This window comes from Candidatus Jordarchaeum sp. (assembly GCF_052745115.1).
Genome location: NZ_JBRAKS010000014.1, coordinates 1 through 24961, shown reverse-complemented (window position 1 = coordinate 24961; position 24961 = coordinate 1). Strand labels below are relative to the sequence as shown.

The following is a 24961-nucleotide window of genomic DNA, read 5'->3' as shown; positions in this document are numbered from 1 at the left end:
TCCATTGACCAGCCCTCTTCTCCCAGCCTCTAAGAACCTATCACGCCAACGATGGTAAAGCGTCTGACTTATCTGATGCTCCCGACAAATCTCTGACACAGACCTCTTCTCCTTCAAACCCTCCATCACTATGGCCATCTTCTCATCCACTGTCCATTTCCTTGGTTTCATTTCCTTACACCTCCGGTTTTAGGGTTTTCCCCCTCCTTAAAAAGAGATTCTACCTCTACACCTTCAGTGTGTCCACTCTTTCAGGGTCGCAGTATAATTCAAGATAGTCGAGGAATTTCTATATCTTTAGATAGTGTGAAAAAAAGGAAGGTGGGTTTATATCGAATGGACAAACAATACTGAGCATAATAAGCCATCTGCCAAAAGGATTTATCTTCTTCCAAAATATATAGATAAAAAAGATAGAAATCTTTATCCTTTTATTAAATAATGCCTATTAAATTCAATCTTTAATCAATTTGTATTTGGAAAAAAATATAAGTTTGTTCTCCCATTTTTTAATTAATTCTTCGAAAAAAGTATGTCGTACATAATCAAACTTAATGGGGAAAAAATTCTTCTCTTTGATAAAAATATGGAAATTTTTTCCTCATATTTTTATTAATGTGATACTTTCTTTCATCCAATTAATTGAATTTATAGGAATAATTCTGCTTTAAAAATTAATTTAAAAATTGGTACATCCTTTGCAGATAAAATGTTGAACTTTATGGAATTGATAGATATTTCAATTTTTCCATTTGTAAATTTTCAAGAATTAATAGATTTTCAAAGGTTTTTTACAGATAAAGAGAACTTCCAAAAGTTATTAGAAATGAAAACCGATGTTAAATATGTTAAAAAGAATATTTCCGTTTGGGAGAATTATGATTCTTTTTCTATTTATCTCCCTTTTTTAAACATCTTTCAAGATTCTAAATCATATTCTACTACTCGAGCTTTAGAAGATAAGGATCCAAATCTAAAAGAGATTCAGGAATGGTTATTAAAATCCTTTTCATCTAATACCAATATAAAAAAAGATATAAATTTTTATGACTATTGTTATACTTATATTCATAGTCCCCAAAGTACTTTTTGGAGAGAATATGTTGAAATTGGGAAGAAGAGTTCTATTTTTCAAATTATAGATATCATACCTCAGTTAGAAACCTATTCCTATACTCACAATAAATTCGATAATAAACTAATTGATAATTTATCTCCTTTTCATCTTATCAATAAATTATTTTCAAAAGATAGAGGAGATAACTTAAGCCTTCTTAAAAATTTATATAATCATGAAGAGATACTACCATCAAATGAGTTTTTTCAGGATGGGATAAAACATTTAAATGAATGTATTGAAAATGTTTCCCTATTGATAAAGGATAAAAGTTCTTCCAATTTTTCCGAAATGATTTTCCAAAACGATATAAGATTAAAATTCGAACCTAAAAAGGTTATTTTTAATATATCCTTTGATGAGAATTCTATTGATCAAGTAGATAAGAAGGTATTAAATCAAGATACAAAACTTAATGAAAAGAAGGAATCTTTTTCCTATTTACTTTATAATGCAAAAGATTTAAATTCTGAATCTCTTATTGGTGAATTGAAAGAGGTCGATAATCATAAAGGGTCTTCATTTTTTTCAGGATTTGAAAGATCAAAGACGGATTATACTGAAATTATAAGTGGCGGTCAATTTAAAGAGTCTCAAAATGTAATTGATGAAACTTTTCAATCAACTCATCCTTTATCAAGGAACATGTCAAAATGGGATTTAAATGCAATATATCAACAGATAGAAAAATCCGTTATTTGGTGCCTCAAGAATAATAGAGAAAAAGTTAAATTAATTTTAGAACCCCCAGAATTAGGCCATATGCAGATAGAGGTTAAAAATAATGAAAAACACGTGGAGATTTTTTTATGGGCTGAAAATTCAGATACAAAGAAACTCTTAGAGTTAAATCGTGAATACTTATCGGAGATATTAATTGAAGATGGCTTTAAAATAGAAAGATTTGAAATATACTTTCAACAGGAAATGAATTCCTTTCAAAATAGACATGAAAACCTTTTTAAAGAAGGAAAAAGATTTTCGAGAAACTATCAAGAGACTGAAGAAGTTGATGTAATTCAAGAAGAATGGATAAACGAGAAGAATATTATGGAACAATATCTTTGGGAAAAAAGACATATTGATTTGATGATTTAAATTTAAATAAAGGAGATTAAAAATGGTTTCTTCTATTTCAGAAATAAAAAATTTTAATTCTAAAATTACAGACAATGAAAGAATAACTCTTTCTCAATACGATTTTCTTAACCTTCTTATCACACAGCTACAAAACCAGAATCCCTTAAATCCGTTGGATTATCATGAAATGACTTCGCAACTGATTCAATTCGGAAATCTTGAAACATTAAATAAAATCAGTCAGGGCTTTGAAAACCTGATTGCATATCAGGCATCTATTAATAGTTTACAGGCTACTCAATTAATAGGTAAAAAAGTTAAATTTGCTGGAAGTTTAATATCTGTTGATAAAGGTGAAGTTTCTGAGGGTTATTATCAATTATCAAGACCAGGAAATGTAAAAGTTTACATAATGGATACCATGGGAAATCTAATCCGGAGATTAGACGAGGGCTTTAAAACCACCTCTGAGCAGAGGTTAGTATGGGATGGGAAAGACAACATAGGAAATTCTGTTTCGGATGGAATCTATCTATTTAAAATCTCTGCAACAGATGAGAATGGTAAACCTATAGATATAAAATCTTTTCAATTAAGTAAAATAAAAGGTATAAGTTTCGAAAATGGTATAGTCTACATTGACCATTTATTAGGAAGATCAACTATGGAGGACATAATTTCAATAATGGATTGAAATAAAAGAAAGGAGGAATATCATGTCAATCACAACATCTTTTTTTACTGGATTGAGTGGTCTTGATACTCATGCAATAGCCATGCAAGTAATAGGAGATAATATAGCTAATCTTCATACCACTGGGTTCAAGGGTAGTTCTTCCCATTTTGAAGATGTATTGGGAGTATCTCTCAGTGGTGTTACAGGAAGTAACCAAACAGGTGCAGGGGCGAAAGTGAGTACAGTGGATATCAATTTTATTCAAGGGTCCCTCGAAACAACAGATGTAGCTACAGATATTGCGATTAATGGTAAAGGATTCTTTATTGTTTCAGACCCACTAACAGGAGAAGAATTTTATACCAGAGCAGGTCACTTTAATATAGACAATCAAGGTTATTATGTAAACAATTTAGGTTACCGCGTCCAAGGATATCTATATGACAGTGAAGGAATAAATTTAATTGAGACCCTTTCAGATATTAGAATTCATCAAAATAATATGATCCCTCCAAGGGTTACAAGTGAAATAGAAATGGTTTTAAATCTTGATGCCTCTGAAAATGCGTTAAGCTGGGATATTAATGATCCTTTTGGGAGTTCTCATTTTTCGACTGCCATTACCATATTCGATACAATTGGTCAAGCCCATCAGATAGAGGTTTATTTTACAAAAACAGGTGATCAACAATGGGAATGGCACGCCGTAATAGATGGTAATGATGTTCAAGGGGGTACACCAGGTGAGTATGTTCTTTATGGAGAGGGACAGATGGAATTTGATGACACAGGACGACTAACAACTTCTATGCCTGTTGATTTTCACACAGGGTCTATTACTTTCTATAATGGTCTTTCTGCGCCCTCAACAAATATAGATTTTTCAGGAACCACCCAATATGGATCTGCCTCATCAATTCAGAGACTTTATCAAAATGGATATTCTGCAGGTAATGTTTCAGGGATAGCCATTGATGAAGAAGGAAATATTATGGCTAATTATACCAATGGTATAAGAAGGAATATTGCCCGATTAGCCCTTGCGGATTTCCCAAATTTAAATGGACTTATCAGAAAAGGCGGAAATATTTTCCAAGCTACAACCCGTTCAGGAGACCCTTTGTATAACAAACCTGGAATTGGAGGTATGGGGAATATTTGTTCTTCTATGCTGGAAGAATCAAATGTTGATATGGCTGCAGAATTTATCAAAATGATTATTATTCAACGAGGATACCAAGCAAATACAAAAGTAATTACAACTACTGACGAAATGCTCTCTCAGTTAATAAATATAAGATAATCATAGGGGGTATAAAATATTTACCCCCTATTAAAAGTCATTTTCTCATTGATTAAATCCCACATCTTGTATGTCAATCCTTTGACAAATAACTATAAAAATTGACATTTTAAACCATTTCCTAAAATTTAATTATTTAGAAAAATACATATATTTTCAAGTAATTAAGGAAGGATCAATTTGGCATATTAGTTGCTTATCCATTTTTAAAGAAGAAAAAGAGATATTTTATGGAAAGCCATTCAATGGACGAACAGATTAAGGGAAAAATAGAAAATTCTTCAAACAAAAAGAAAAAAAGATTTATTTTTTTTGGAATAGGTCTTATGGTTTTTTTCACTATCGTTTTAGGTATAATTTCTATTCTTAATATCATCCCTATTGAAATTCCATTAATTAAAAAGCCTTCTGCTAAACAATTGGATAAAAAACAGGAAGTAAGAAAAATTGGTTTTTTGTACACTATGGACCCAATTATAGTAAATTTAGCAGATCTTGAGGTTTCAAAGTATTTAAAAATTCGTATTGAAATAGAAGGTAATGATATTAAGATAAACGAAGAGATTGACAAGAGAATGCCTCAAATAAGAGATATAATCATTACTCTTCTCTCTTCAAAAACTTTTAATGAGATATATGATCGGGAAGGAAAAAAGAGACTAAAAAATGAAATTCTTCAACATATTAATAAATTATTAGGAGAAAAGAAAGTAAGAGAAATCTTTTTCACAGAATTTGTAATGCAATAAAAATAAAATGGAAAAAATATTATCACAAGAAGAAATAGATGCTTTATTAAAAGGGGTTGAAAGTGGGCAGGTAGAGACTACTCCAGAAAAGATAGATAGCTCGAAGTTGAAGGCCTATGATTTTAATAATCCTGATCGAATTATTCAAGAAAAGATGCCAACTCTTGATATTATAAATGACCAATTTTTAAAACAATTTAGAAATGACCTCTCCATTGCTTTAAGAAGAATAGTGGAGACCAACTCGAAGGGAATTCAAATTAATAAATTTGCAGATTTTATAAATACATTACCTGTACCGACAAGCCTTCATCTTTTCAAAATGGAGCCTTTAAAGGGGTATGGAATATTAGCCATTGAAGCGAAGCTTATTTTTACCTTACTGGATATCTTTTTTGGTGGATCCGGGAAAACAGTTTTTCGTATCGAAGGAAGGGACTTTACAGCTATTGAGAATAGATTAATCAAAAAAATCGTTAATATGATATTTTTAAATATGCAAAAGGCTTGGGCAGTTATTCAATCTTTTAACCTTATACATATTCGAAGTGAAATCAATCCTCATTTTGTATCAGTCGTTCATCCAAATGACCTTGTAATCAACATAACATTTAGTATAGAAATTGATGAATTTGAAGGAATATTTATTTTTTGTATTCCATATTCCATGATAGATCCAATCAAGATGAGATTATACTCGAATTTCAGCACTGATCAATTCGAAGTTGATCATAATTGGATAAAAAGACTTATCCACCTTTTGGAACAGGCGGAGGTTAATATCAAAGTAGAATTAGGGAGAAGTAAGATTAAAGTCAAAAATTTAATTAATTGGAAAGTTGGAGATATCCTTTATTTAGAAAAGGAGTTATCTGAGCCATTAAAAGTATATGTAGAAGGTATCCCTAAATTTTTGGGAAAGCCAGGGATTTATAGAGGAAATAAAGCCATTCAGATTGAATAAACGATAAAGATTCAATAGGAGGGCAAATAAATGGATATTGATCAATCGATAGAGGAAAAAATAGGAAATGAAAGCAATCAAATGAGCATTATAAATGAGTCTATTTTAAAGGAATATCCCAGATTAGAATTCATTCTTGATATACCTTTAGAAGTAAGTGTTGAATTAGGAAAAGCAAAAATTTTGATTAGGGAATTACTTCAGCTTGGTCAGGGATCAGTAATAGAACTTAATAAATTAGCTGGTGAACCTCTTGAGATACTGGTAAATCAGAAATTAGTTGCAAGAGGAGAGGTTGTTGTTATCAATGATAGATTTGGAATAAGATTGACTGATATCATTAGCCCTGTTGAAAGAATTAAACAGTTGGGGGATTAATCGGGATGCTGTTTTTACCAATCGGAAAAATTATATTGATTTTTGGTATTTTTTTCATTCTTACTTTTTTAGCATATAGGTTATTATTGAAACGTGGAAGAAAATTCAATCCTTATATCTCCTCTCCTCCTATTATTAATTTAATTACTACTCAATGGATTGCGCCCAAGAAATATATTTCCATTATAGATATTGGGGGAGAATTATTTGCAATAGGTATTTCTGAATCTCAAATTACATTATTGACTAAAATCGAAGATAAAGAATGGGCTAAAAAGATTCTTGAAAATCGAGGATTAAAGACATCGCCGATGATTTATATACAAAATTATCTTTTTAAAAATAGGTTGTTTTCGGGATTCTTTCTAAGGAGACTAAATGCAAAATAGATTGAAATGGATGAAAAATAAAAGGATTTTAATCATTACTACTATATTAATAATAATTTTTTCCTTCTCAATTGTTTATGCTCAATCCAATGCATTACCTATACCTTCAATAAAAATTGAAGTTGGAAAATCTAAAGATCCAGCTAATACCTCTATTATTATCCAAATCCTTTTTCTCTTGACTATATTAACATTAGCTCCTGCTATTTTGATTATGATGACATCTTTTACACGTTTAATAATAGTTTTTTCTTTTCTCAGACATGCATTGGGTCTTCATCAGATGCCTCCAAATCAAATTTTAATAGGTCTTTCACTTTTTCTAACGTTTTTTATCATGTCTCCTGTTTGGTATGAGGTCAAAGAGAAGGCTTATATTCCATATATTGAGAAGAGATTGTCTCAGGAGGTGGCACTGGATGAGGCAATAAAACCGGTTCGAAAGTTCATGATGAAACAGGTGAGCGAGAAAGACTTGGCGCTCTTTTTTCAAATCTCAAAGACGATACGGCCAAAAACTCCAGATGAAGTTCCGATGAATATACTTCTCCCAGCTTTTGTGATTAGTGAGTTAAAGATAGCTTTTCAGATGGGCTTTTTATTATTTCTACCATTTCTGATCATTGACATTGTTGTATCGAGTATTCTTCTCTCCATGGGAATGATGTTGCTTCCACCTATGATGGTTTCATTGCCTTTTAAAGTGATACTTTTTGTTTTAGTCGATGGATGGAATCTGGTTGTGGGATCTTTAGTAAAAAGTTTTAATTAAGAGAGATGATAATGACCCAGGAATTCGTAATAGGAATAACAAAGAATGCTTTAGAAATTACACTCATGATATCTTTGCCAATCCTTGCAGTAGGATTGATAGTGGGAATAGTAGTTGCACTTTTTCAAGCCATTACTCAGATGCACGAAATGACATTAACATTTGTTCCAAAGATTGTAGCAGTTTTTATTACGATTTTATTTTTATTTCCTTGGATGATGCAGAAAATGGTTTTTTATACACAACAGTTAATAATGAATTTACCAAAATATATTCATTAAGGAATTTTCTCAATGGATAGTCCTTTTTTATTTTGGTTATTAAAACAGTTCGATTCGTTTCTTTTAATTCTGATGAGAGTACTCTTTATTATATTCATGATGCCTATCTTTGGTTCAAGAAATCTCCCCTTTCTTCTTAAGATAGGTCTAAGCCTTATGATCAGTTTCATTCTGTTACCTGTGGTAAAGATTAAATCTTCTCAATTATTTTCTGGAGTTCTCTCCTTATCAATTTATTTAATAGGAGAGGCCATGATTGGGTTTATATTAGGTTACTCAATAAAACTTGTATTCACAGGCATTCAGTTAGCTGGTGGATTAATTGGAACTCATATGGGGTTCTCGATAGCTAATATCCTTGATCCTCAATTAGAAAGCGATTCTACAGTAATAGGTCAATTTTATTATTTCATTGCCGTCACAATCTTTTTTGTAATTGATGGTCATCATTGGTTTTTAAGGGCAATGATAGATAGTTTTCAACTCCTACCCCCAGGGGAGTTATATTTAAGCGAAGGTTTATATAAACAAATAATAATCACTTCTGGAAAGATTTTCCAAATTGCTATAAAAATCGTTGCTCCAATTATGGCCATATTAATATTTGTTCAATTAGCCTTAGGGATAATAGCAAGGTTGATCCCTCAGATCAATTTACTTATAAGTAGTTTCCCTATAACCATCGGTTTAGGATTAATATTTTTAGGTTTATCCATTGATCCTATTTTCTCATTTATAAAGGGAATACTTGGAGAATCGGGCAGGGGATTGGTCCATGTCCTTCTACCTTTGATGAGGAGATGACAATGGCTGAAGAATCATTTGCTGATCGAACAGAACAAGCTACCCCGAGACGAAGGGAGGAGGCAAGAAAAAAAGGTCAAGTAGCCAAAAGTCGAGAAATCCCTTCTGTTGCTATTTTGGTCTTAGGTATGTCTACTATTTTTTTTCTTGGTACATATATTTATCAAAAACTTTCTGAAGAAATGGTTAATCTCTTAAAAAATATAGCCAAAATTAATATAGGATTTAATGAAATAAAAACACTTAATAACGAAATAATCTGGTATTTATTTAAAATACTTTCTCCTCTATTTTTAGTACTTCTTGGGGTATCTATTTTAAGCCACCAAGTTCAAACAAGATTCCTTTTCTCTTTAGAACCTCTACGATTGGATTTTGGAAAGATTAATCCCATATCTGGTTTAAAGCGAATTATAGGTAAGCATGGCTTTATCGAATTATTAAAATCGGTTTTGAAATTTTTGATCATTGCTATGGTAGGTTATTTCATCATTAAGAAAGAGGTAGATAATGTTTTACTATTGATTGACCAAAATCTCGGGCAGATTTTTAAATATATTAGTTCTGTATCTTTGAATCTTCTTTTAAAAATATCCTCAATCATTACGGTATTAGCTATATTAGATTATATCTACCAAAGGTGGAATTATGAAAGTCAGCTCAAAATGACTCGATATGAATTAAAGGAAGAGATGAAGCTTACAGAAGGAGATCCTCTTATAAAATCAAGAATACGTAGCATCCAGCGTCATTTAGCAAGGAGTAGGATGATGGCTGAGGTTCCCAAAGCGGATGTAGTAATTACAAACCCAACTCATTTGGCTGTGGCACTTTATTATAGATCTAAAGAGATGAAAGCTCCAAAGGTTATTGCTAAAGGTGCAGGTTGGATTGCTGAAAAGATTATTGAAATAGCAAGGTTAAATCAAATCATAATTGTTGAGAATAAATTTTTAGCTCAAACCCTCTATCGAAATGTAGATATAGGACAAATAATCCCTTCAGATTTATATCAGGCAGTTGCCGACATTTTAGCCTATGTATATAAGATAAAGAATAAAGTCTGGTGGTAGGAGACGAAATGAAACAATCTACTTCTCTTCAATCAAATTATTTGAAATTTCAACAAAGTGATATCCAGATGGCTGTTGCAGTAATTGCCATCATGTTAGTCATGGTGATCCCACTTCCTACATTTCTTCTCGATGGATTACTTTCTTTCAGTTTTATAGTTGCACTCATTATATTACTTACATCACTGTATATCAAGAATCCACTTGAATTTTCTACTTTTCCATCTCTTCTTTTATTAACAACACTTTTTAGATTATCTTTAAACATTGCTTCAACCCGTCTTATACTTCTTTATGGAAACGAAGGAGTTTCAGCAGCGGGTCATGTGATTAAATCCTTTGGTCAATTTGTAATTGGTGGGAATTATGTTGTTGGCTTTATCGTTTTTATAATTCTTGTCATTATTAATTTTGTTGTCATCACTCGTGGAAGTGGTCGTATTGCGGAGGTTGCAGCTCGGTTTACCTTAGATGCAATGCCTGGGAAACAAATGAGCATTGATGCAGATCTCAACGCTGGAATTATTGATGAAAAGGAAGCTAGGAAAAGAAGGGAGTTAATTGCCCGGGAAGCGGATTTTTATGGTGCAATGGATGGAGCAAGTAAGTTTGTAAGAGGAGAAGCCATTGCTGGGCTTTTAATTATTCTTATCAATATTATAGGTGGATTTGTGATAGGAATTATACAACACAGGATGGATATTTCTTTAGCTGCTCAAACCTATACTGTCCTTTCAATCGGAGATGCACTTGTGGCGCAGATTCCTGCTTTAATGATATCTACAGCCTCCGGGATAATTGTTAGCCGTGCCGCAGCTGAAAATAGTATGGGTAGAGAATTAAACAAACAATTTAAAGTTCAGCCTCATGCCTTGATTTTGTCTGCAAGTATTCTTTTCTGTTTAGGTTTATTACCTGGGCTTCCACATATACCTTTCATCACACTTTCATTATTATTCCTAATTTTGGGATACCTTGCATTAAGAGAGCAAAAATCTATAACTCAAAAAGTTATTAAAGAAGAGCACAAAGTTTCATCTCCTCCTTCTCCTGAACAGCTTGAATCACTACTTACAATGGATCGATTGGAACTTGAAGTAGGTTATGGATTGATTCCAATAGTTGATGAAGAACAAAATGGAGAACTTTTGGAGCGAATAAGAGCAATTCGCCGGCAATTTGCTGCTGAGTTAGGAATAATTGTGCCACCTCTTAGAGTGAGGGATAATCTTCAGTTAAAGCCTGGAGACTATAGAATTTTAATAAAGGGCAATGAGGTAGCAAAAGGGGAAATGATGATTGGTTATATAATGGCACTTAACCCTGGCGATGTAAAGAAAGATTTAGAAGGAATACCTACAAAAGAACCTGTTTTCGGAATGCCTGCGATCTGGATTTTAGAAAAGCAAAAGGATGAAGCACTATTTTCAGGATATACTGTTGTAGATATTCCAACTATTATGGCAACACATCTTGTCGAGGTTATTAGAACCCATGCAGATGAACTTTTAAGCCGTCAGGATGTACAAAAATTATTAGATCGTTTATCCCAACATTATCCCAAAGCAGTTGAAGAATTAACTCCTCATCTTCTTTCCTTAGGAGTCATTCAAAAGGTTCTTCAAAACCTTCTTAAAGAGAAAGTTTCTATACGTGATCTTCTTACAATTGTAGAGACATTAGCAGATTATGCAACAATAACAAAAGATCCTGAAGTACTTACTGAATATGTGAGGCAACGATTAGCTCGATCTATTATTAATCAATATATAACACCAGATGGAGTTCTTCCTGTTATCTCTCTGGATCAAGGTGTCGAAGATATTCTACGTGAAAAAGTACAAAAAGGGGAATATGGTATTGCATTAGCATTAGAGCCTAATTTTATCCATAGACTTATCACAAATTTAAATCAGGTATTAGAGAGATGTTTACATCTTAACTATCGACCCATTCTTCTTTGTTCCCCTGTAATACGAAGACATGTCAAGAGATTAATAGAGAGATTTTTTCCGAATTTAGTGGTTATATCACATAGTGAATTAATCCCTCAGATAAAGATTCAATCCCTTGGAACAGTTACTACAGGAGGTAATGTATAGGAATTTTAAATAAATTTTTAAATTGAAAGGATGGTCAAGATATGCAGATAAAAAGATTTGAAGGTAAGGATATAAAAGAAGTTTTGAAACAGGTAAGAGAAGAATTTGGGCCAGATGCAATCATCCTTTCTACCAAAAGGATAAAACCACCTTATGAAAAATTAAATATTATTAGTTCACCTTTAGTTGAAATTATAGCAGCTGTTGATAGGGATCAAAGTAATAAAGTAATTTTCCAAACATCATCTGTTTTACCTTCAAAAAACCAAAAGGATTCGTTTAATGAAAAGGAAGAAGATTTTTTCATCAAAGAGATACTCTCATTGGGTCTTCATCGCGATTTTATCAATAATTTGCTCGAAGAGATTAGATTTTCTAATAAAGAAATTTCCAGCAACCACCTTCCAGAGTTTTATAGGGGATTCCTAAAGTGGAAGATGATGGAGTCAATCGAGATTCTAACGCCGAAATTCGATCGTATGAAAATTTGGTCATTTATTGGACCAACGGGAGTTGGAAAAACCACAACTTTAGTGAAATTAGCAGCAAGATTGAGTCTGACTTTAACTTCAAAAATTACAGTTATCACTATAGATACTTATAGAATAGGAGCTATCGAACAATTAAAAACTTATACTGATATCTTAAGAATTCCTTTAGAGATTGCCCATCATCCAGAGGAACTAAAAAAGATCATTAAAAAATGGGATGGGCAGGATCTTTTGATGATTGACACGCCTGGGAGGAGTCCGAATAAGCAAGAAGAAATTGCTGAATTAAAGAGTTTTTTAACTGTTCATCCTAATATTGAAAATCATTTGGTACTAAGCACAACAACGAAAGAAAAGGATTTAGATAGAATTATTGAGAGATTTAGCGTTATACCAATAATAAGCTTTATCTTTACAAAGATTGATGAAACCGATCATTTTATTCCAATGTTTAATCAAATATTTCATCATAAAAGACCAATTGCCTATATGACGAATGGGCAGAGAGTTCCTGAAGATATTGAGTTAGCAACAAAGAGTAAAGTAGCCAATCTTATCATTAATTCAATCCAATGGAATTAGAAGGGGAAGAGATGGACCAAGCGGAAGGATTACGAAAAATAATAAATTCAGAAATGGAAATAAGAAAGGACAAGTTGATGATATCTCCTTTAATAGAAAAGGACAAAAAAAATAGATTTCCAAGAGTGATATCAGTCACAAGCGGAAAGGGTGGTGTTGGAAAAACTAATATTGTAGCAAATTTAGCCTATGCATTTATCCAATTAGGAAAAAGTGTATTGGTAATAGATGGTGATTTGGGATTATCAAATATTGATGTCCTACTGGGTTTATCGCCCCGCTTTACCATTAGACATTTCTTCAATGGAGAAAAAACATTATCAGAAATTTTGATTAAAGGTCCAGGGGGAATGACTATTTTACCAGCAAGTTCAGGCGTTTCTGAACTTGTCCACTTAGATGAAAGACAAAAACTGATATTATTGAATGAAATAGATTTGTTCTGTGAAGATATTGATTTTATTTTGATTGATACAGGAGCTGGAATTTCTTCTAACGTTTTGTATTTTAATTTGATGGCTCAAGAATCAATTGTAATTGCTACAGCAGAACCTACTTCTATAACAGACGCCTATGCCTTGATAAAAGTACTCTCTAAACAATATGACAAAAAGTCTTTCCAATTATTGGTTAATCTTGTGATGAATGACCAAGAAGCTAAGGAAGTATATAGAAAGATTAGTCAAGTAGCAGACCATTTTCTCAGAAATATATCTATCGAATATTTAGGTTATATCCCTTCAGATGGGAGCCTTCCATTAGCAGTTAAAAAGCAGAAGCCTGTGTTGGAAATTTATCCTAAATCTCCTTCGAGCCTAAATATATTTAAATTGGCTAAAAATCTATGTGAAAGACCGTTAAAAATAAGATTTCAAGGAGGTATACAGCTTTTCCGAGAAATATATTTAAAATATCAAAAACATCTTAATAAACAAGGAGAGGAAAGTTGAGAACAAAGGCTTACAGATATCAAGTCGATTTTTTCCAAGGGAAAAAGGAGACTTCTCAAAATCTCCAGAACCTTCAGCGAGATGAAATGATTAAGAAGTATGCTCCATTAATTAAATTTATAGCTCATCGGCTAGCGATGCGCCTCCCATCCAATATTTCTATTGAAGATCTTATAAGTGCAGGCATGGTTGGTTTGATGGATGCTATATCAAAATTTGATCCAGAAAAAAAAGTGAAGTTCGAAACATATGCAGGATATAGAATAAGGGGTGCTATGCTTGATGAACTGAGATCAATGGATTGGGTTCCTCGTTCAGTTAGACAAAAGGCATCGAAAATAGAAAAGTTGATTGAAAAACTCGAAAATGAGAATGGAAGACCTGTAAAGGATGAAGAAATCGCTTTAGCAATGGGTTTATCATTAGAAGAATATTATGAAGAGATGAGAAAAATTCAAGGAATATCTCTGTTAGATTTAAATAATTTAAAAAAGCAAAATATAAACCTTAGTGAGGAAGAAATCTTACAATTTGTTTTAGAAGATGAGGAAAATGATCCTTTTCACACTTTGAGCTTAAAGGAGATAAAGCATATATTGTCTTATGCTATTCAAGAACTTAGTGAAAAAGAAAGACAGATCATTTCACTTTATTATTTTGAAGAATTGACGTTAAAAGAAATAGGAGAAGTTTTAGGCCTCACTGAATCAAGAATTTGCCAGCTTCATAATAGTATTATTCTTAAATTGAGGGCCAAATTAAAACGTCATATAAAAGAAGGTTGGGAGGAAATAATTTCGGTATAAAAATCAATTAAATTTAAGAGGAGAGGATGATGTTGAATTTAAAAATGAATATTTTAATAGTTGACGATTTTGCAACAATGAGAAAAATTATCAGAAATATCCTCCGTCAAAGGGGATTTACGAAAATTGTTGAGGCAGATGATGGAACAACTGCACTTAGCATTCTTAGAAAAGAAAAGATCGATTTAATTATCTCTGATTGGAATATGCCCCAGATGCCCGGAATCGAGCTTTTAAAGACGGTAAGAACAACTCCCGAATGGAAAGATATACCTTTTCTAATGGTAACTGCTGAAGGACAAAAAGAAAATGTCCTCGAGGCTGTCAAAAATAGGGTTAATAACTATGTAGTCAAACCTTTTACACCAGAGACATTATTAGAAAAAATTAATAAGATATTTGAAGGGAAATAAAAGTCATGTCTGATGAGATCAGAAGAATGGAAAAAATTGATAAACTTCTTCCCAAAGAGAAATTGAGAGATTCTAAAAAGAAGAATATACTGCAGAGAGGACTGAGACAGCGAGATAATAGGAAAATGGAAAAAAATGATGAGGAGGAGACCAGATATGGTTACGAAGACTTAAAAGATATAGATAAAGATTCAAGTTCCGGAAGGATATTAGATATTTTTGTTTAAAGAGTTTTTTAAAGAAGGAGAGAAAAAAGTGAATATCATTGGAGGAAATTTTTTAAAAATTGATGTGGGATTAATATTAATAGAAGGGATAGTTATCTTCTCATTAATATTGCTTTTAATTTATGTAATAAAAGAGAAAAGGATAAAACAGATTAAAAAAGATTTTTTGGATTTAGAACCACTGATAAAATGGATCAAGGAAGGAGAAAATCTCTGCGAAAAGTTTCAAAAATTTATGAATTCGAAGGAATTTTTCCAAAGTAAATCTTTTAATAGAATAGATATTGGAAATAAGTTAGATCCCAAAATAAGTAAATTAAATCAATTCCTCGAAGTTGCTCCGTACCATTATAAAGGTCTCGAAGGGGAAGTCAAAAAGATGGTTGAAGCAGGCTATAACATTTCAGAAATTGCTAATTCTCTTAAAATATCTCCAGGTGAGGTTAGGTTTTTATTTGATTGGATGAAATATAAACAGTCCTTAAAGGGTAAAAGTGAATCTTTAATTTCAAATAGAAATTTTAATGAAACATAGGATTAGGCAAAAATTTCCTAAGTGATAATCAAATTTATTAAGTTATGGTTTTTAAAAATAAAAAATAATTAAAGTATGGAAATAGAATATCTAATGATAACAGATAATTACCTTAATATTTAATTAATTTATATTGATGGCATAGCAATTGCTAAATCTAATAATAAATCAAGGAGATAATAAATGAACTCAAAATCTATTATTTCCACTTTAGGAGCACTTAGACAAGAGAGAAGATTTAATGTGATTTCTAATAATCTCAGCAATTGCAATACTGTTGGATTTAAAAAAGATATACCTATTTTTAAAACAATTATTCACCGTTCCTCAAATTTATCCGAAAATCAAATTGGGGATGAAACAGTCTTATCATTAACACAAGGCGATCTCCAGAAGACAGGAAATGAACTTGATCTGGCAATCGAGGGAGAGGGGTTTTTCAAAATAGATACACCATCAGGAGTTCGATATACAAGGGCTGGAAATTTTAAATTGAATACAAATAAAACTCTTGTAAATAATAATGGTTATCCAGTTTTAGGGGAAAACGGAATCATACGAATTGATGGAAAGAATATAGTAGTGGAGGTTGATGGTACCGTTAGGGTCGATGGAGAGGTGGTAGGTAAGATTGTTTTAGTCACTTTTAATAATTTAAAAGCTCTGAGGAAAGAGGGAGATTATAATTTTTTTACAAATAATCAAGAAGAAAAATTTGTACAAAAATCAAAGATCCTTCAAGGCTTTTTAGAAAATTCTAATGTTGACCCGATTAATGCGATGATAGAACTTATAGAAACATTCAGGATTTATGAATCTTGTATAAAACTTATACAATCTCAAGATGAGATGAATTCTAAATCTGCAAACGATTTAGGAAGAATTAAATAAAATAAATAGGAGAGGAGGAAATTTAATGTTAAGAGGACTTTGGACTGCTGCAACCGGGATGTCATGTCAGCAGATTAATATTGATGTAATAGCCCATAACCTTGCCAATGTAAATACTAATGGTTTTAAGAAGAGCCGTGCATATTTTCAAGACCTAATGTACCAAACAATGCAGGTTGCAGGTGCATCTACAGCCTCTGGTGGTCAATTGCCTTCAGGCATTGAGATCGGAATGGGGGCAAGGGTAGCTTCTGTTGAAAAACTTTTTCTTCAGGGGGATTATGTACAAACAAAAAAAGAACTGGATATGGCAATAGAAGGAAAGGGATTTTTTAAATTGATTAGCAATGGGCGAGAAGTATTTACAAGAAATGGGGCATTCAAGATAGATAAAGATGGTTATATTTGCGATCATCATGGGAATAGACTTCAACCAGAGTTTGCCATTCCTGCACAAACTACAACTATTACCATTGATTCAGGAGGTAGAATTGTCGCTTCAGGTGGGGATGGAAAAGAACTTGGGAGTGTTCAGATTCAATTATTTAATTTCCCGAATCCAGCAGGCCTAAAGAGTATAGGACAAAATCTCTTTATCCCAAGCGAGGCTAGTGGAGATCCTATACAGGGGAATCCAGGATCAGATGAGTTTGGTACAATATCTCAAGGTTTTTTGGAAATGTCTAATGTAGATGTAGTTGAAGAAATGATAAACATGATCATGGCACAAAGAGCTTATGAGATAGGAACCAAAGTAATTCAGACAGGAGATGACATGCTACAAATGGCAAATAACTTAAAAAGATAGGAGTCTAACACTAAATGAGTAAAAAATTGGTTATTTCGGCTTTTATTCTTTTTTGTATCAGTTTACATCAATTTTCTAATGGAAGTTCATTATCACCGTCCCAAAATTTCCAAAAAAGTTATTTATTTCCTGATAAAGAAGTGGTTCGTAAAATCATTAAAGATTATTTCAAGAAAATTTTTTACCTCGATGAGAATCAAATTGAGGTAAAGGAAGTTAAGATTTATAATTTTTATTTTTTATCATCCCATCCTACAATATATGAGGTCTCCCTTTCATCTAATTCTAATAGGGGTGGGAACGTATCAGCTACTATTTTTTTTTATTTGACTCCAGATGAGGTAAAAAGGGTAAGAGTTACTGCAAAGGTTGAGTTAAACATGGAAGTATTGATTGCATCTCGGTATTTAGCCAAAAATCAAATTATTGGGGAAGAGGATGTTAAGTTTGTCTATAAAAAATTGAGCCAATTTCCATCCGACATCTTGCTAGAAAAAGATGAAGTAATCGGAAAGATGACAACCATTGCAATAAATCAGGGTGAAATTCTGAGAAAAGGGATGCTTAAATCTCCCCCCCTTATTCGCAAAGGAGATCAGGTTACTATATTAATTGAAAATTCAAAATTAAGAATTACTGCAATAGGTGAAGCAAAAGAAGAAGGAGGAATGGGAGATAAAATAAGGTTGGTTAATCTTACAAGTAAAAAAGAAGTTTTTGGAAAAATTTTAGACCAAAAGACAGTAAAAATCGATTTTTGATACATAGGATTAAGATGTATAACATTTTAAGTTTTATATTATTTTTGACTCTTTTTCTTATCAATGGTTGTACAACAACAACTGAAACAAAAAGATTTATACCTTGGGATGTAGAAAGAGAAATTCTATCTACTTCCAGACCTTCTTATTCAAAAAATGAAGAGGGATCTATTTGGTCAGATAATTGCCCTCAACTTCTTTATGCTGACTTAAAGGCAAAAAATATTGGAGATATAATTACAATCAATATAGTAGAGAGGGCTACCGCATCAAAGAATGCCGAGACAAAAACAGATAGAGAATCAGGCGCAGAGGCAGATTGGAGTGGTCTATTTAAGCTTATTACCCAGGGTTGGGAAATTCATAAGACTCCAATAGGTACTGATCACAAGATAAATTTTAGAAACAGCTTTGATGGAAAAGGGGAGACAACTCGTAGTTCTTACATGAATGCATTTATAACGGCAAGGGTTATTCATGTTCTTCCAAATGGGAATCTTGTAATTAGGGGGTCAAGGCAGGTGAAGTTAAATAACGAAAATCAATTCATATTTGTTCAGGGTGTAGTTCGACCAGAAGATATATCGTCAAATAATACGGTTCTTTCAACTTATATTGCTGATGCGGTAATTGAATTAACAGGTTCAGGAATAATAAGTGACAAACAGAGACCAGGCTGGTTAATGAGGTTAGTTGACTGGATTTGGCCTTTTTAAGAATGAAGGGTTTATCAATGTTTAGAGTTATTAAAGTTTTAATTATATCATTATTCCTTATTTATTCACAAGCTGAGGGAGTGAGACTAAAAGAAATCTCAACTTTTAAAGGAGTGAGAAACAACCCTTTATTGGGATATGGTCTGGTAGTAGGACTAAATGGAACAGGAGATAGTTCCAACACAGAATTCACAATTCGTTCAATAATAAATATGCTTGAGAGAATGGGAATTCATATTGATCGAGATAAGGTTAGTCAAATTAAACCTAAAAACGTTGCGGCAGTTATGGTTACTGCTAATCTTCCTCCGTTTTCAAAGATCGGAAGCAGAATAGATGTTTTGCTTTCATCAATTGGAGATGCCAAAAGTCTTCAAGGTGGGACTTTACTTCTTACGCCATTGCTTGGCGTTGATAAACAGGTTTATGCACTTGCTCAAGGTCCAGTTCTTTTGGGTGGATTTGCAGCATCGGGAATAACTGGTACAGGTATTCAGAAAAATCATCCAACAGTGGCTACAATTCCAAAAGGGGCTATTGTTGAAAGGGAAGTTCCTATATCAATAAATGAGAAAAAAGAACTTATCCTACATTTAATTAATCCTGACTTCACAACCATAGAAAAGGTCAAAGAAGTTATAAACAAGAATTTAGGTGATGCTGTGGCAAGAAGTATTGATTCTTCATCTCTTATTATTGCAATTCCTGAATCGTATCAAAGTAGGGTACCAGAGTGGATTGCAACTATAGAAAAATTAGAGATTGTTCCTGATGTTGTTTCCAAAGTAGTTGTCAATGAAAGAACTGGAACAATAGTAATGGGAGAACATATAAGAATTTCTACTGTAGCCATTGCCCATGGAGGTATAAGTATCCAGGTAAAAGAAAAGCTTTCAGTTTCCCAGCCACTTCCATTTGCACCTGGTTCCAGAAGGGGTTCACCAGCAGTTGTGCCTCCTGAATCGGGTTCTATCATATCACCAGGAGGAAGTACTGTTGTTACACCAGAGACAAAGATCTCGGCTGAAGAAGAGGAAGGATCATTGGTTCTATTACAGGGAGGGGTAAGTCTTGCAGAACTTATTAAAGCCCTTAATGCCATTGGAGTAACTCCACGAGATCTTATATCAATTTTACAGGCTATAAAAGCTGCGGGAGCTTTACAAGCTGAGCTTGAAATCATTTAAAAGTGATTAAGAATTTTTGTGAAATTTCCGATAATATATATGAATGGATCTGTAACAAAAATAAATGACCAAAAAAGTATTGAATTAAATCGGATTAATAAGGAAGAATTGCAAAGAGTTTGTCGTGATTTTGAATCCATTTTTATACAACAAATGATGAAGGTTATGAGAAAAACGATTGTTAAGAGTGGATTTTTTGGTAATACAATAGGTAAGGATTTATTTGAATCCTTTTTTGATACTGAGGTGAGTAAATTAATTTCAAATAGAGATGGTTTAGGGCTTGGGAAAATGCTCTATGAAAATATAATTAAAAAGATTGGGAATCAATATAATGTTAGAGAATAGGAGAAAAAAATAATATGAAAACTAAATCCCAATCACAAGATATAACAGCTTTATATTCCTTATTAAATGAGGAATTAACTCAGTATCAACTATTAATCAATGGACTTAAGACAGAATCAGAATATCTTAGAACTGGACAGGTTGAACCTTTAATAAAAATGGTTAGGGTTATAGAAGAAAAGATTGGAAATATTTTAGAGATAGAAAGTAAGGTAAAAAATTTTATAAAGATGATTATTCCATATGATTCGGATAAGGAAGCTTCATTTTCACATCTTTATTCTAATATTTCAACTTATGATAGGAGTAAACTTAAAAATATTGAAAGAGAGTTAGATCTTTCAAAAAAGGAGGTTCAGGATATTAATGAAAAAAATAAACGTTTTGCTCAAGAATATTTATCCATTCTTTCAGAAATAATTCGATTAATAGTTTCTCCCCCACCAGAAAAGCTTTTTTATGATCGCAAAGGAGGATGTGAAAAAAACATTCCACTATCTTTGTCTTCTTTGAATCGTGAGGTTTAGATCATGTATGGGATAAGAAGTGTACTTGATATTGCTAAGGGTGCATTGATGGCACAAGAAAAAAATATGGCAGTGACAAGTCATAATCTTTCCAATGTGAATACAGATGGCTATTCAAGACAAAAAGCTATTTTAGAATCAAACGCTCCTTTACCTTCTACAAGAATTAAGATCGGAATGGGAGTAAAGATACATTCAATAGTTCAATACGTAGATCAATTTATCATCCGTAATATATATAAAAAAACATCAACTTTGAAAGAATATGAAACAAAATCTTCAATACTTTCACAACTTGAGACTATCTTTAATGAAATTGAAGGGTCGGGAATGTTAACCAAGGCTATGAAAGAGTTTTGGATGGCTTGGCAAGATTTATCAAATAATCCAGGAGGAATCTCTGAGAGGACTGCATTACTAACTAAAGCAGAAGTTCTCGCATCCCGATTTAACTCAATGAATAGAGATTTGAGCCAGATTAGAAAGGAATTAAATAATAATCTCAAAAATGGAATAAATGAATTAAATATTCTTTCAAAGAGAATTGCCGAAATTAACGGAAAGATTGTTATGATAGAGGCTAATGGAACCGAAGCTAATGACCTTAGAGACTTAAGGAGAAATTATTTAAAGGAATTATCAGAACTTATCGAAAACGTATATCTTGAGGATGAAAATGGGGGCATTAAAGTAATGACTTCAACTGGTGTTATGCTTGTGGATGGAACTTATTACTGGGAGTTAAGCCAAGACGAAAATAATATTTATTGGAATCAGATTGAAAGTGATATTAGTAAAAGATTGAAGGGTGGAAAGATTGGTGCATGGCTTGATCTAAGAGATGATATTGTCCCAGAATATATTGCAAATTTAGATGAATTGGCTGGAAGCTTAATTAGGGAGGTAAATAATCTTCATTTTGCAGGTTATACGCTTTTAGGAGAAACAGGAAAATATTTCTTTGAAAATTTTAAGCAACCCCCTGACATCCCAAATTCAGATGATTATAGAGGAGCTTCAGCTTTTATAAAATTGAGTGACGACGTAAAGAATAATCCAATAAATATTGCTGCGGGTAGAGTTTCGGGACAACAAGGTGACAATGAAAATGCTCTTAGAATTTTAACTATTCAGACAGAAAATATTGAAATTAAAAAATGGAGGTATGAAGAAAGAGGATATTCAGTGAGTAGTTCAGTTAATATTGAAACACTTGACAATTATTATCATACCTTAGTGGGAGAGATTGGTGTTAAAAGCAATGAGTATGATGAGAATAAAAATTTTTCACAGGCTCTATTAAATAATTTAAATGAAACAAGGGATTCTATATCAGGAGTAAATTTGGATGAAGAGATGATTGAACTGATAAAGATTCAAAGAGCCCATGAAGCTGCATCTAAACTCGTTGCTATTGCAGACGAGATGTTAAGAACATTGCTCGATATGAGATAGGAAAAAAATGAGAGTTTCAACACGATCATTCTATCAAGGAATTCAAGAAAGGATTCTTCAATTATCAAATGATTTGAAGAAAATTAACGAAAAGATTTCAAGCGGTAAAAATATTGCTAAACCTTCTGATGATCCATCATCAGTTATTAATTCATTGGGACTAAGAGCCAGTCTCTATCAAATAGAAACATATCAAAGAAGTATTAAAAGAGGAGAATCCTGGCTGGATCTAAGTGAATCAGCACTTTCACAGATGATACAATTGGTTGAAAGAGCTCAAGAAATTGCCATTCAAATGGCAAACGATTCTCAAAATAGTAATACAAGGGCTTATACTGCCACAGAGGTTGGTCATCTTTTAGATCAGGCAATTTCCTTAGGAAATACAAAACTTGGAGGAGTATATATATTTTCAGGCTATAAAAATAATATTGCTCCTTTTGAAAAGATTTCTAATAATGGTATTGAAACAGCTCAGTATAACGGTGATCTAAACGATTTTGAAATACTTATTGGAATTGGCGAAAAACTATTGATCGGGAAAAATGGGAAATCCGTAATCGGAGATTCTGGAATTTTTGATTCACTTGGTCGTTTAAAAAAATCACTGGAAACTAATGACATAGATGGGATAAGAGATGAAATTGAACGATTAACCCAGATACAAGATTATCTAAACAATGAGGTAGCTGACTTAGGCGGGAGGGCGAACCGTTTACAGAGAAAGAAAGATATTTTAAATCAATTAGACCTTAATCTTAGAGAACGTCTTTCAGACCTTGAGGATGCGGATTATTCTAAGGTAGTGATAGAATTGAGACAAAAAGAGATCGCTTACCAAGCTGCACTACTCTCTTCAACAAGAATATCCGAATTGAGTATTCTTAACTATATTAGATAATCACAGGAAGTGAAAAAGATAAATCTTACCAAGGAAGGTAAATATGCTTATTTTAACTCGTAAGGTAGGCGAATGTATTATTATTGGAGAGAATATAAAAGTTTATATTATCGAGATCAGAGGGCAACAGGTTCGAATTGGAGTTGAGGCACCTATAGAGACTCCAATTTTTAGAGAGGAGATTTATAAAAAGATTGTTGAAGAAAACCGTTTAGCTTCAAAAATTGAATTAAGTCATTTAGCTTCTCTCGAAGAAAATAAGGAGGAGTGATTTAATTGTGAAAATAACAACAAGTAGATTTGGAACTATTGAAATATCAGAGAAAGATATTATCTTTATGCCTTATGGGATGATTGGTTTCTCAAATGATAAGGAATTTATTTTATTGAAACATGCTGAAGGTTCCCCATTTCTTTGGTTTCAATCAATATCAAATCCCTCCCTTGCTTTTGTCTTAATTGATCCCTTTTTAATTGAACCAAATTATGAAATTCAACTTTCCGAAGAGGATAAGAATGATCTTCAAATTGAAAAATCCTTGGATAAAATTCAAACTCTTATAGTTCTTAATATTTCATCAAATAAGGGTGAATCTTTTAAGGTTACAGCAAATCTATTGGCTCCTGTTGTTATAAATATTGTAAAAAAATTGGCAAAACAAGTTATTTTATTTGGTAGTATGTACTCACATAGACATCCCGTTGAACTGAAGAATAGGACTTCTTCTTCAATCTAATATTAAAAAGGTCAGAGGTTTAAAAGTTCAATCGCAAATTATCTTTTTAACTTTTCCTATATCAGTTTATGGCATGTAGGATTTTAAAGGATTATATCAAGAATTGATTCTTTAAGCATCTTTTCAGCAAGTTTTTGGGAGTCAATGTTATATTCACCTTTTTGGATTGCCTGTTTAAGGGCGTTTACTTTTTCTTTTCTTATATCAGGTGTTTCCTTTAAAGTGTCATAAATTTTTTGCATCTCTTTTGATTGACTTGAAAGTGCCACATTATCTTTTATCGAGGAACTCTCTATTTCTTTGGAAGATAATTTCCCGGATTCATCAAGACGTTTCTCAATTTTTCCAATGTATCCTGTTTGATTTTGAATATCATGTATCTTCAAATTTTTCTCCTTTCTAAGATAGTTGCTGATAAATATATGCCTTTGTAATTTCAAACAATCTTTTTTCTAATCTTTCATTCTCTGATTGAGGAAGAAACATGCTATTGGCTTCATTTTCTTTATCGACTACTTTAAACACTAATCCTTTACTATTCTCTTTTATTACTTCAAGAGGATGACCGAATTCTTCACTTAAACGATTTAATACTTCATTTAATGTATCCGTTCTTTCTCCACCATTTCCAATTTGCATTATAATTTCCTTTGCAATTTTATCAATAAGCCACATCTTTTTACCTTCAGCCGAAAGTGAAATTTTATCTTTTTGAATTATGTTCTTTTCATTCTTTTCTTTAGAAATTTTTGATCTTAAAGATAATTGTCTGCTATAGGCTTTTAGGATATTTTGAATTTGTAAATCGGGTATTACCATAACAAATCTCGTCATATATTTTATCGTCATTCAATATCAAAAACTTTAATTTTTTCAGTAGGAAAATCCTTCCTATTTTTAAACATAATTCAATTATTATTATCGTATAAAATCTTTCC

General features: G+C 32.3%; 31 protein-coding genes and 1 pseudogene. 29 read left to right on the top strand and 3 right to left on the bottom strand.

The window, feature by feature from the left end; genetic code table 11:
* Window positions 1-171, bottom strand: a 171-nt coding sequence (locus ACUVXA_RS02400; RefSeq protein ID WP_445869633.1) for a transposase, incomplete at its 3' end; no start/stop codon positions are given.
* Window positions 172-721: 550 nt separating this feature from the next.
* Between ACUVXA_RS02400 and ACUVXA_RS02395 the strand changes: the two genes are divergently transcribed.
* The 29 genes and pseudogenes from ACUVXA_RS02395 (at window position 722) to fliW (ending at window position 24023) form a co-directional block, all read left to right on the top strand.
* Entirely contained in the window at window positions 722-2215 is a 1494-nt protein-coding gene (locus ACUVXA_RS02395) for a flagellar hook-length control protein FliK (RefSeq protein WP_445869632.1), read from the top strand.
* Between the two features lie 22 nt (window positions 2216-2237).
* The gene (locus tag ACUVXA_RS02390) at window positions 2238-2891 is read left to right on the top strand and encodes a flagellar hook assembly protein FlgD (protein ID WP_445869631.1); all 654 of its coding nucleotides are present in this window, start codon (window positions 2238-2240) and stop codon (window positions 2889-2891) included.
* A gap of 22 nt (window positions 2892-2913) precedes the next feature.
* Entirely contained in the window at window positions 2914-4176 is a 1263-nt protein-coding gene (locus ACUVXA_RS02385; protein ID WP_445869630.1) for a flagellar hook protein FlgE, read from the top strand.
* Between the two features lie 230 nt (window positions 4177-4406).
* A complete protein-coding gene (locus ACUVXA_RS02380; RefSeq protein WP_445869629.1) occupies window positions 4407-4925 on the top strand; it encodes a flagellar basal body-associated FliL family protein in 519 nt (172 codons plus the stop codon).
* A gap of 7 nt (window positions 4926-4932) precedes the next feature.
* On the top strand, window positions 4933-5889 hold the full coding sequence (gene fliM, locus ACUVXA_RS02375; protein ID WP_445869628.1) for a flagellar motor switch protein FliM: 957 nt from the start codon (window positions 4933-4935) through the stop codon (window positions 5887-5889).
* 123 nt (window positions 5890-6012) lie between these two features.
* Window positions 6013-6267 (top strand): annotated as a pseudogene (fliN, locus tag ACUVXA_RS02370) (flagellar motor switch protein FliN); the annotation flags it as partial.
* A 5-nt stretch (window positions 6268-6272) separates the two neighbouring features.
* A complete protein-coding gene (locus ACUVXA_RS02365) occupies window positions 6273-6656 on the top strand; it encodes a flagellar biosynthetic protein FliO (protein WP_445869627.1) in 384 nt (127 codons plus the stop codon).
* A complete protein-coding gene (fliP, locus tag ACUVXA_RS02360; protein ID WP_445869626.1) occupies window positions 6646-7428 on the top strand; it encodes a flagellar type III secretion system pore protein FliP in 783 nt (260 codons plus the stop codon). The genes ACUVXA_RS02365 and fliP overlap by 11 nt, the downstream gene beginning before the upstream one ends.
* 11 nt (window positions 7429-7439) lie before the next feature.
* A complete protein-coding gene (fliQ, locus tag ACUVXA_RS02355) occupies window positions 7440-7709 on the top strand; it encodes a flagellar biosynthesis protein FliQ (protein WP_445869625.1) in 270 nt (89 codons plus the stop codon).
* A gap of 12 nt (window positions 7710-7721) precedes the next feature.
* The gene (gene fliR / locus ACUVXA_RS02350) at window positions 7722-8513 is read left to right on the top strand and encodes a flagellar biosynthetic protein FliR (RefSeq protein WP_445869624.1); all 792 of its coding nucleotides are present in this window, start codon (window positions 7722-7724) and stop codon (window positions 8511-8513) included.
* Window positions 8514-8515: 2 nt separating this feature from the next.
* The gene (gene flhB / locus ACUVXA_RS02345; RefSeq protein ID WP_445869623.1) at window positions 8516-9586 is read left to right on the top strand and encodes a flagellar biosynthesis protein FlhB; all 1071 of its coding nucleotides are present in this window, start codon (window positions 8516-8518) and stop codon (window positions 9584-9586) included.
* 8 nt (window positions 9587-9594) lie between these two features.
* A complete protein-coding gene (flhA, locus tag ACUVXA_RS02340; protein ID WP_445869622.1) occupies window positions 9595-11688 on the top strand; it encodes a flagellar biosynthesis protein FlhA in 2094 nt (697 codons plus the stop codon).
* 41 nt (window positions 11689-11729) lie between these two features.
* Window positions 11730-12761: a flagellar biosynthesis protein FlhF gene (locus ACUVXA_RS02335; RefSeq protein WP_445869621.1), complete on the top strand. Its 1032-nt coding sequence runs from the start codon at window positions 11730-11732 to the stop codon at window positions 12759-12761.
* Window positions 12762-12772: 11 nt separating this feature from the next.
* Window positions 12773-13711 carry a MinD/ParA family protein gene (locus tag ACUVXA_RS02330; protein ID WP_445869620.1) on the top strand — a complete coding sequence of 313 codons (939 nt, stop codon included), beginning with the start codon at window positions 12773-12775 and terminating at the stop codon, window positions 13709-13711.
* Window positions 13708-14517: a FliA/WhiG family RNA polymerase sigma factor gene (locus ACUVXA_RS02325; protein ID WP_445869619.1), complete on the top strand. Its 810-nt coding sequence runs from the start codon at window positions 13708-13710 to the stop codon at window positions 14515-14517. Before ACUVXA_RS02330 ends, ACUVXA_RS02325 begins: the two co-directional genes overlap by 4 nt.
* 26 nt (window positions 14518-14543) lie before the next feature.
* Window positions 14544-14930 (top strand): response regulator, encoded by a 387-nt coding sequence (locus ACUVXA_RS02320; protein ID WP_445869618.1) that lies wholly within the window; start codon window positions 14544-14546, stop codon window positions 14928-14930.
* A 5-nt stretch (window positions 14931-14935) separates the two neighbouring features.
* Entirely contained in the window at window positions 14936-15157 is a 222-nt protein-coding gene (locus ACUVXA_RS02315; protein WP_445869617.1) for a hypothetical protein, read from the top strand.
* Window positions 15150-15692 (top strand): hypothetical protein, encoded by a 543-nt coding sequence (locus tag ACUVXA_RS02310; protein WP_445869616.1) that lies wholly within the window; start codon window positions 15150-15152, stop codon window positions 15690-15692. Before ACUVXA_RS02315 ends, ACUVXA_RS02310 begins: the two co-directional genes overlap by 8 nt.
* Before the next feature lie 183 nt (window positions 15693-15875).
* The gene (gene flgF, locus ACUVXA_RS02305) at window positions 15876-16583 is read left to right on the top strand and encodes a flagellar basal-body rod protein FlgF (RefSeq protein WP_445869615.1); all 708 of its coding nucleotides are present in this window, start codon (window positions 15876-15878) and stop codon (window positions 16581-16583) included.
* 25 nt (window positions 16584-16608) lie between these two features.
* Window positions 16609-17391, top strand: a complete 783-nt coding sequence (flgG, locus tag ACUVXA_RS02300) for a flagellar basal-body rod protein FlgG (protein ID WP_445869614.1) — start codon at window positions 16609-16611, stop codon at window positions 17389-17391.
* A 14-nt stretch (window positions 17392-17405) separates the two neighbouring features.
* Window positions 17406-18152 carry a flagellar basal body P-ring formation chaperone FlgA gene (gene flgA, locus ACUVXA_RS02295; RefSeq protein ID WP_445869613.1) on the top strand — a complete coding sequence of 249 codons (747 nt, stop codon included), beginning with the start codon at window positions 17406-17408 and terminating at the stop codon, window positions 18150-18152.
* A gap of 14 nt (window positions 18153-18166) precedes the next feature.
* The gene (locus ACUVXA_RS02290; protein WP_445869612.1) at window positions 18167-18868 is read left to right on the top strand and encodes a flagellar basal body L-ring protein FlgH; all 702 of its coding nucleotides are present in this window, start codon (window positions 18167-18169) and stop codon (window positions 18866-18868) included.
* Window positions 18869-18885: 17 nt separating this feature from the next.
* Window positions 18886-20055, top strand: a complete 1170-nt coding sequence (locus ACUVXA_RS02285) for a flagellar basal body P-ring protein FlgI (RefSeq protein ID WP_445869611.1) — start codon at window positions 18886-18888, stop codon at window positions 20053-20055.
* Between the two features lie 39 nt (window positions 20056-20094).
* Window positions 20095-20403, top strand: coding sequence for a rod-binding protein (locus ACUVXA_RS02280; protein ID WP_445869610.1), 309 nt, complete (start codon window positions 20095-20097; stop codon window positions 20401-20403).
* Between the two features lie 14 nt (window positions 20404-20417).
* On the top strand, window positions 20418-20930 hold the full coding sequence (flgN, locus tag ACUVXA_RS02275) for a flagellar export chaperone FlgN (RefSeq protein WP_445869609.1): 513 nt from the start codon (window positions 20418-20420) through the stop codon (window positions 20928-20930).
* 3 nt (window positions 20931-20933) lie between these two features.
* Window positions 20934-22385, top strand: a complete 1452-nt coding sequence (gene flgK, locus ACUVXA_RS02270) for a flagellar hook-associated protein FlgK (protein WP_445869608.1) — start codon at window positions 20934-20936, stop codon at window positions 22383-22385.
* Between the two features lie 7 nt (window positions 22386-22392).
* Window positions 22393-23286 (top strand): flagellar hook-associated protein FlgL, encoded by an 894-nt coding sequence (gene flgL / locus ACUVXA_RS02265; protein ID WP_445869607.1) that lies wholly within the window; start codon window positions 22393-22395, stop codon window positions 23284-23286.
* A gap of 43 nt (window positions 23287-23329) precedes the next feature.
* Window positions 23330-23557 carry a carbon storage regulator CsrA gene (gene csrA, locus ACUVXA_RS02260; protein ID WP_445869606.1) on the top strand — a complete coding sequence of 76 codons (228 nt, stop codon included), beginning with the start codon at window positions 23330-23332 and terminating at the stop codon, window positions 23555-23557.
* 7 nt (window positions 23558-23564) lie between these two features.
* Window positions 23565-24023: a flagellar assembly protein FliW gene (gene fliW / locus ACUVXA_RS02255; RefSeq protein ID WP_445869605.1), complete on the top strand. Its 459-nt coding sequence runs from the start codon at window positions 23565-23567 to the stop codon at window positions 24021-24023.
* 83 nt (window positions 24024-24106) lie between these two features.
* Here fliW and flgM read toward each other — a convergent pair whose 3' ends face one another.
* Together flgM and ACUVXA_RS02245 are read right to left on the bottom strand one after the other, a co-directional pair.
* Complete coding sequence (gene flgM, locus ACUVXA_RS02250; protein WP_445869604.1) at window positions 24107-24409, bottom strand: flagellar biosynthesis anti-sigma factor FlgM; 303 nt, start codon at window positions 24407-24409, stop codon at window positions 24107-24109.
* Between the two features lie 13 nt (window positions 24410-24422).
* Entirely contained in the window at window positions 24423-24842 is a 420-nt protein-coding gene (locus ACUVXA_RS02245; protein WP_445869603.1) for a DVU0524 family FlgM-associated protein, read from the bottom strand.
* Between the last annotated feature and the right edge of the window lie 119 nt (window positions 24843-24961).

Excerpts from the sequence above, each read along its gene's own strand:
- flgG (WP_445869614.1), top strand. The coding sequence starts at position 16,609 with ATGTTAAGAGGACTTTGGACTGCTGCAACCGGGATGTCATGTCAGCAG.
- ACUVXA_RS02320 (WP_445869618.1), top strand. The coding sequence starts at position 14,544 with ATGATGTTGAATTTAAAAATGAATATTTTAATAGTTGACGATTTTGCA.
- ACUVXA_RS02390 (WP_445869631.1), top strand. The coding sequence starts at position 2,238 with ATGGTTTCTTCTATTTCAGAAATAAAAAATTTTAATTCTAAAATTACA.
- ACUVXA_RS02245 (WP_445869603.1), bottom strand. The coding sequence starts at position 24,842 with ATGGTAATACCCGATTTACAAATTCAAAATATCCTAAAAGCCTATAGC.
- ACUVXA_RS02385 (WP_445869630.1), top strand. The coding sequence starts at position 2,914 with ATGTCAATCACAACATCTTTTTTTACTGGATTGAGTGGTCTTGATACT.
- fliR (WP_445869624.1), top strand. The coding sequence starts at position 7,722 with ATGGATAGTCCTTTTTTATTTTGGTTATTAAAACAGTTCGATTCGTTT.
- flgN (WP_445869609.1), top strand. The coding sequence starts at position 20,418 with ATGAAAACTAAATCCCAATCACAAGATATAACAGCTTTATATTCCTTA.
- ACUVXA_RS02380 (WP_445869629.1), top strand. The coding sequence starts at position 4,407 with ATGGAAAGCCATTCAATGGACGAACAGATTAAGGGAAAAATAGAAAAT.
- fliP (WP_445869626.1), top strand. The coding sequence starts at position 6,646 with ATGCAAAATAGATTGAAATGGATGAAAAATAAAAGGATTTTAATCATT.
- ACUVXA_RS02285 (WP_445869611.1), top strand. The coding sequence starts at position 18,886 with ATGTTTAGAGTTATTAAAGTTTTAATTATATCATTATTCCTTATTTAT.
- fliM (WP_445869628.1), top strand. The coding sequence starts at position 4,933 with ATGGAAAAAATATTATCACAAGAAGAAATAGATGCTTTATTAAAAGGG.
- flgF (WP_445869615.1), top strand. The coding sequence starts at position 15,876 with ATGAACTCAAAATCTATTATTTCCACTTTAGGAGCACTTAGACAAGAG.
- flhB (WP_445869623.1), top strand. The coding sequence starts at position 8,516 with ATGGCTGAAGAATCATTTGCTGATCGAACAGAACAAGCTACCCCGAGA.
- ACUVXA_RS02365 (WP_445869627.1), top strand. The coding sequence starts at position 6,273 with ATGCTGTTTTTACCAATCGGAAAAATTATATTGATTTTTGGTATTTTT.
- ACUVXA_RS02395 (WP_445869632.1), top strand. The coding sequence starts at position 722 with ATGGAATTGATAGATATTTCAATTTTTCCATTTGTAAATTTTCAAGAA.
- ACUVXA_RS02330 (WP_445869620.1), top strand. The coding sequence starts at position 12,773 with ATGGACCAAGCGGAAGGATTACGAAAAATAATAAATTCAGAAATGGAA.
- flgL (WP_445869607.1), top strand. The coding sequence starts at position 22,393 with ATGAGAGTTTCAACACGATCATTCTATCAAGGAATTCAAGAAAGGATT.
- flgK (WP_445869608.1), top strand. The coding sequence starts at position 20,934 with ATGTATGGGATAAGAAGTGTACTTGATATTGCTAAGGGTGCATTGATG.
- ACUVXA_RS02335 (WP_445869621.1), top strand. The coding sequence starts at position 11,730 with ATGCAGATAAAAAGATTTGAAGGTAAGGATATAAAAGAAGTTTTGAAA.
- ACUVXA_RS02315 (WP_445869617.1), top strand. The coding sequence starts at position 14,936 with ATGTCTGATGAGATCAGAAGAATGGAAAAAATTGATAAACTTCTTCCC.
- flgA (WP_445869613.1), top strand. The coding sequence starts at position 17,406 with ATGAGTAAAAAATTGGTTATTTCGGCTTTTATTCTTTTTTGTATCAGT.
- flhA (WP_445869622.1), top strand. The coding sequence starts at position 9,595 with ATGAAACAATCTACTTCTCTTCAATCAAATTATTTGAAATTTCAACAA.
- fliQ (WP_445869625.1), top strand. The coding sequence starts at position 7,440 with ATGACCCAGGAATTCGTAATAGGAATAACAAAGAATGCTTTAGAAATT.
- ACUVXA_RS02290 (WP_445869612.1), top strand. The coding sequence starts at position 18,167 with ATGTATAACATTTTAAGTTTTATATTATTTTTGACTCTTTTTCTTATC.
- csrA (WP_445869606.1), top strand. The coding sequence starts at position 23,330 with ATGCTTATTTTAACTCGTAAGGTAGGCGAATGTATTATTATTGGAGAG.
- ACUVXA_RS02280 (WP_445869610.1), top strand. The coding sequence starts at position 20,095 with ATGAATGGATCTGTAACAAAAATAAATGACCAAAAAAGTATTGAATTA.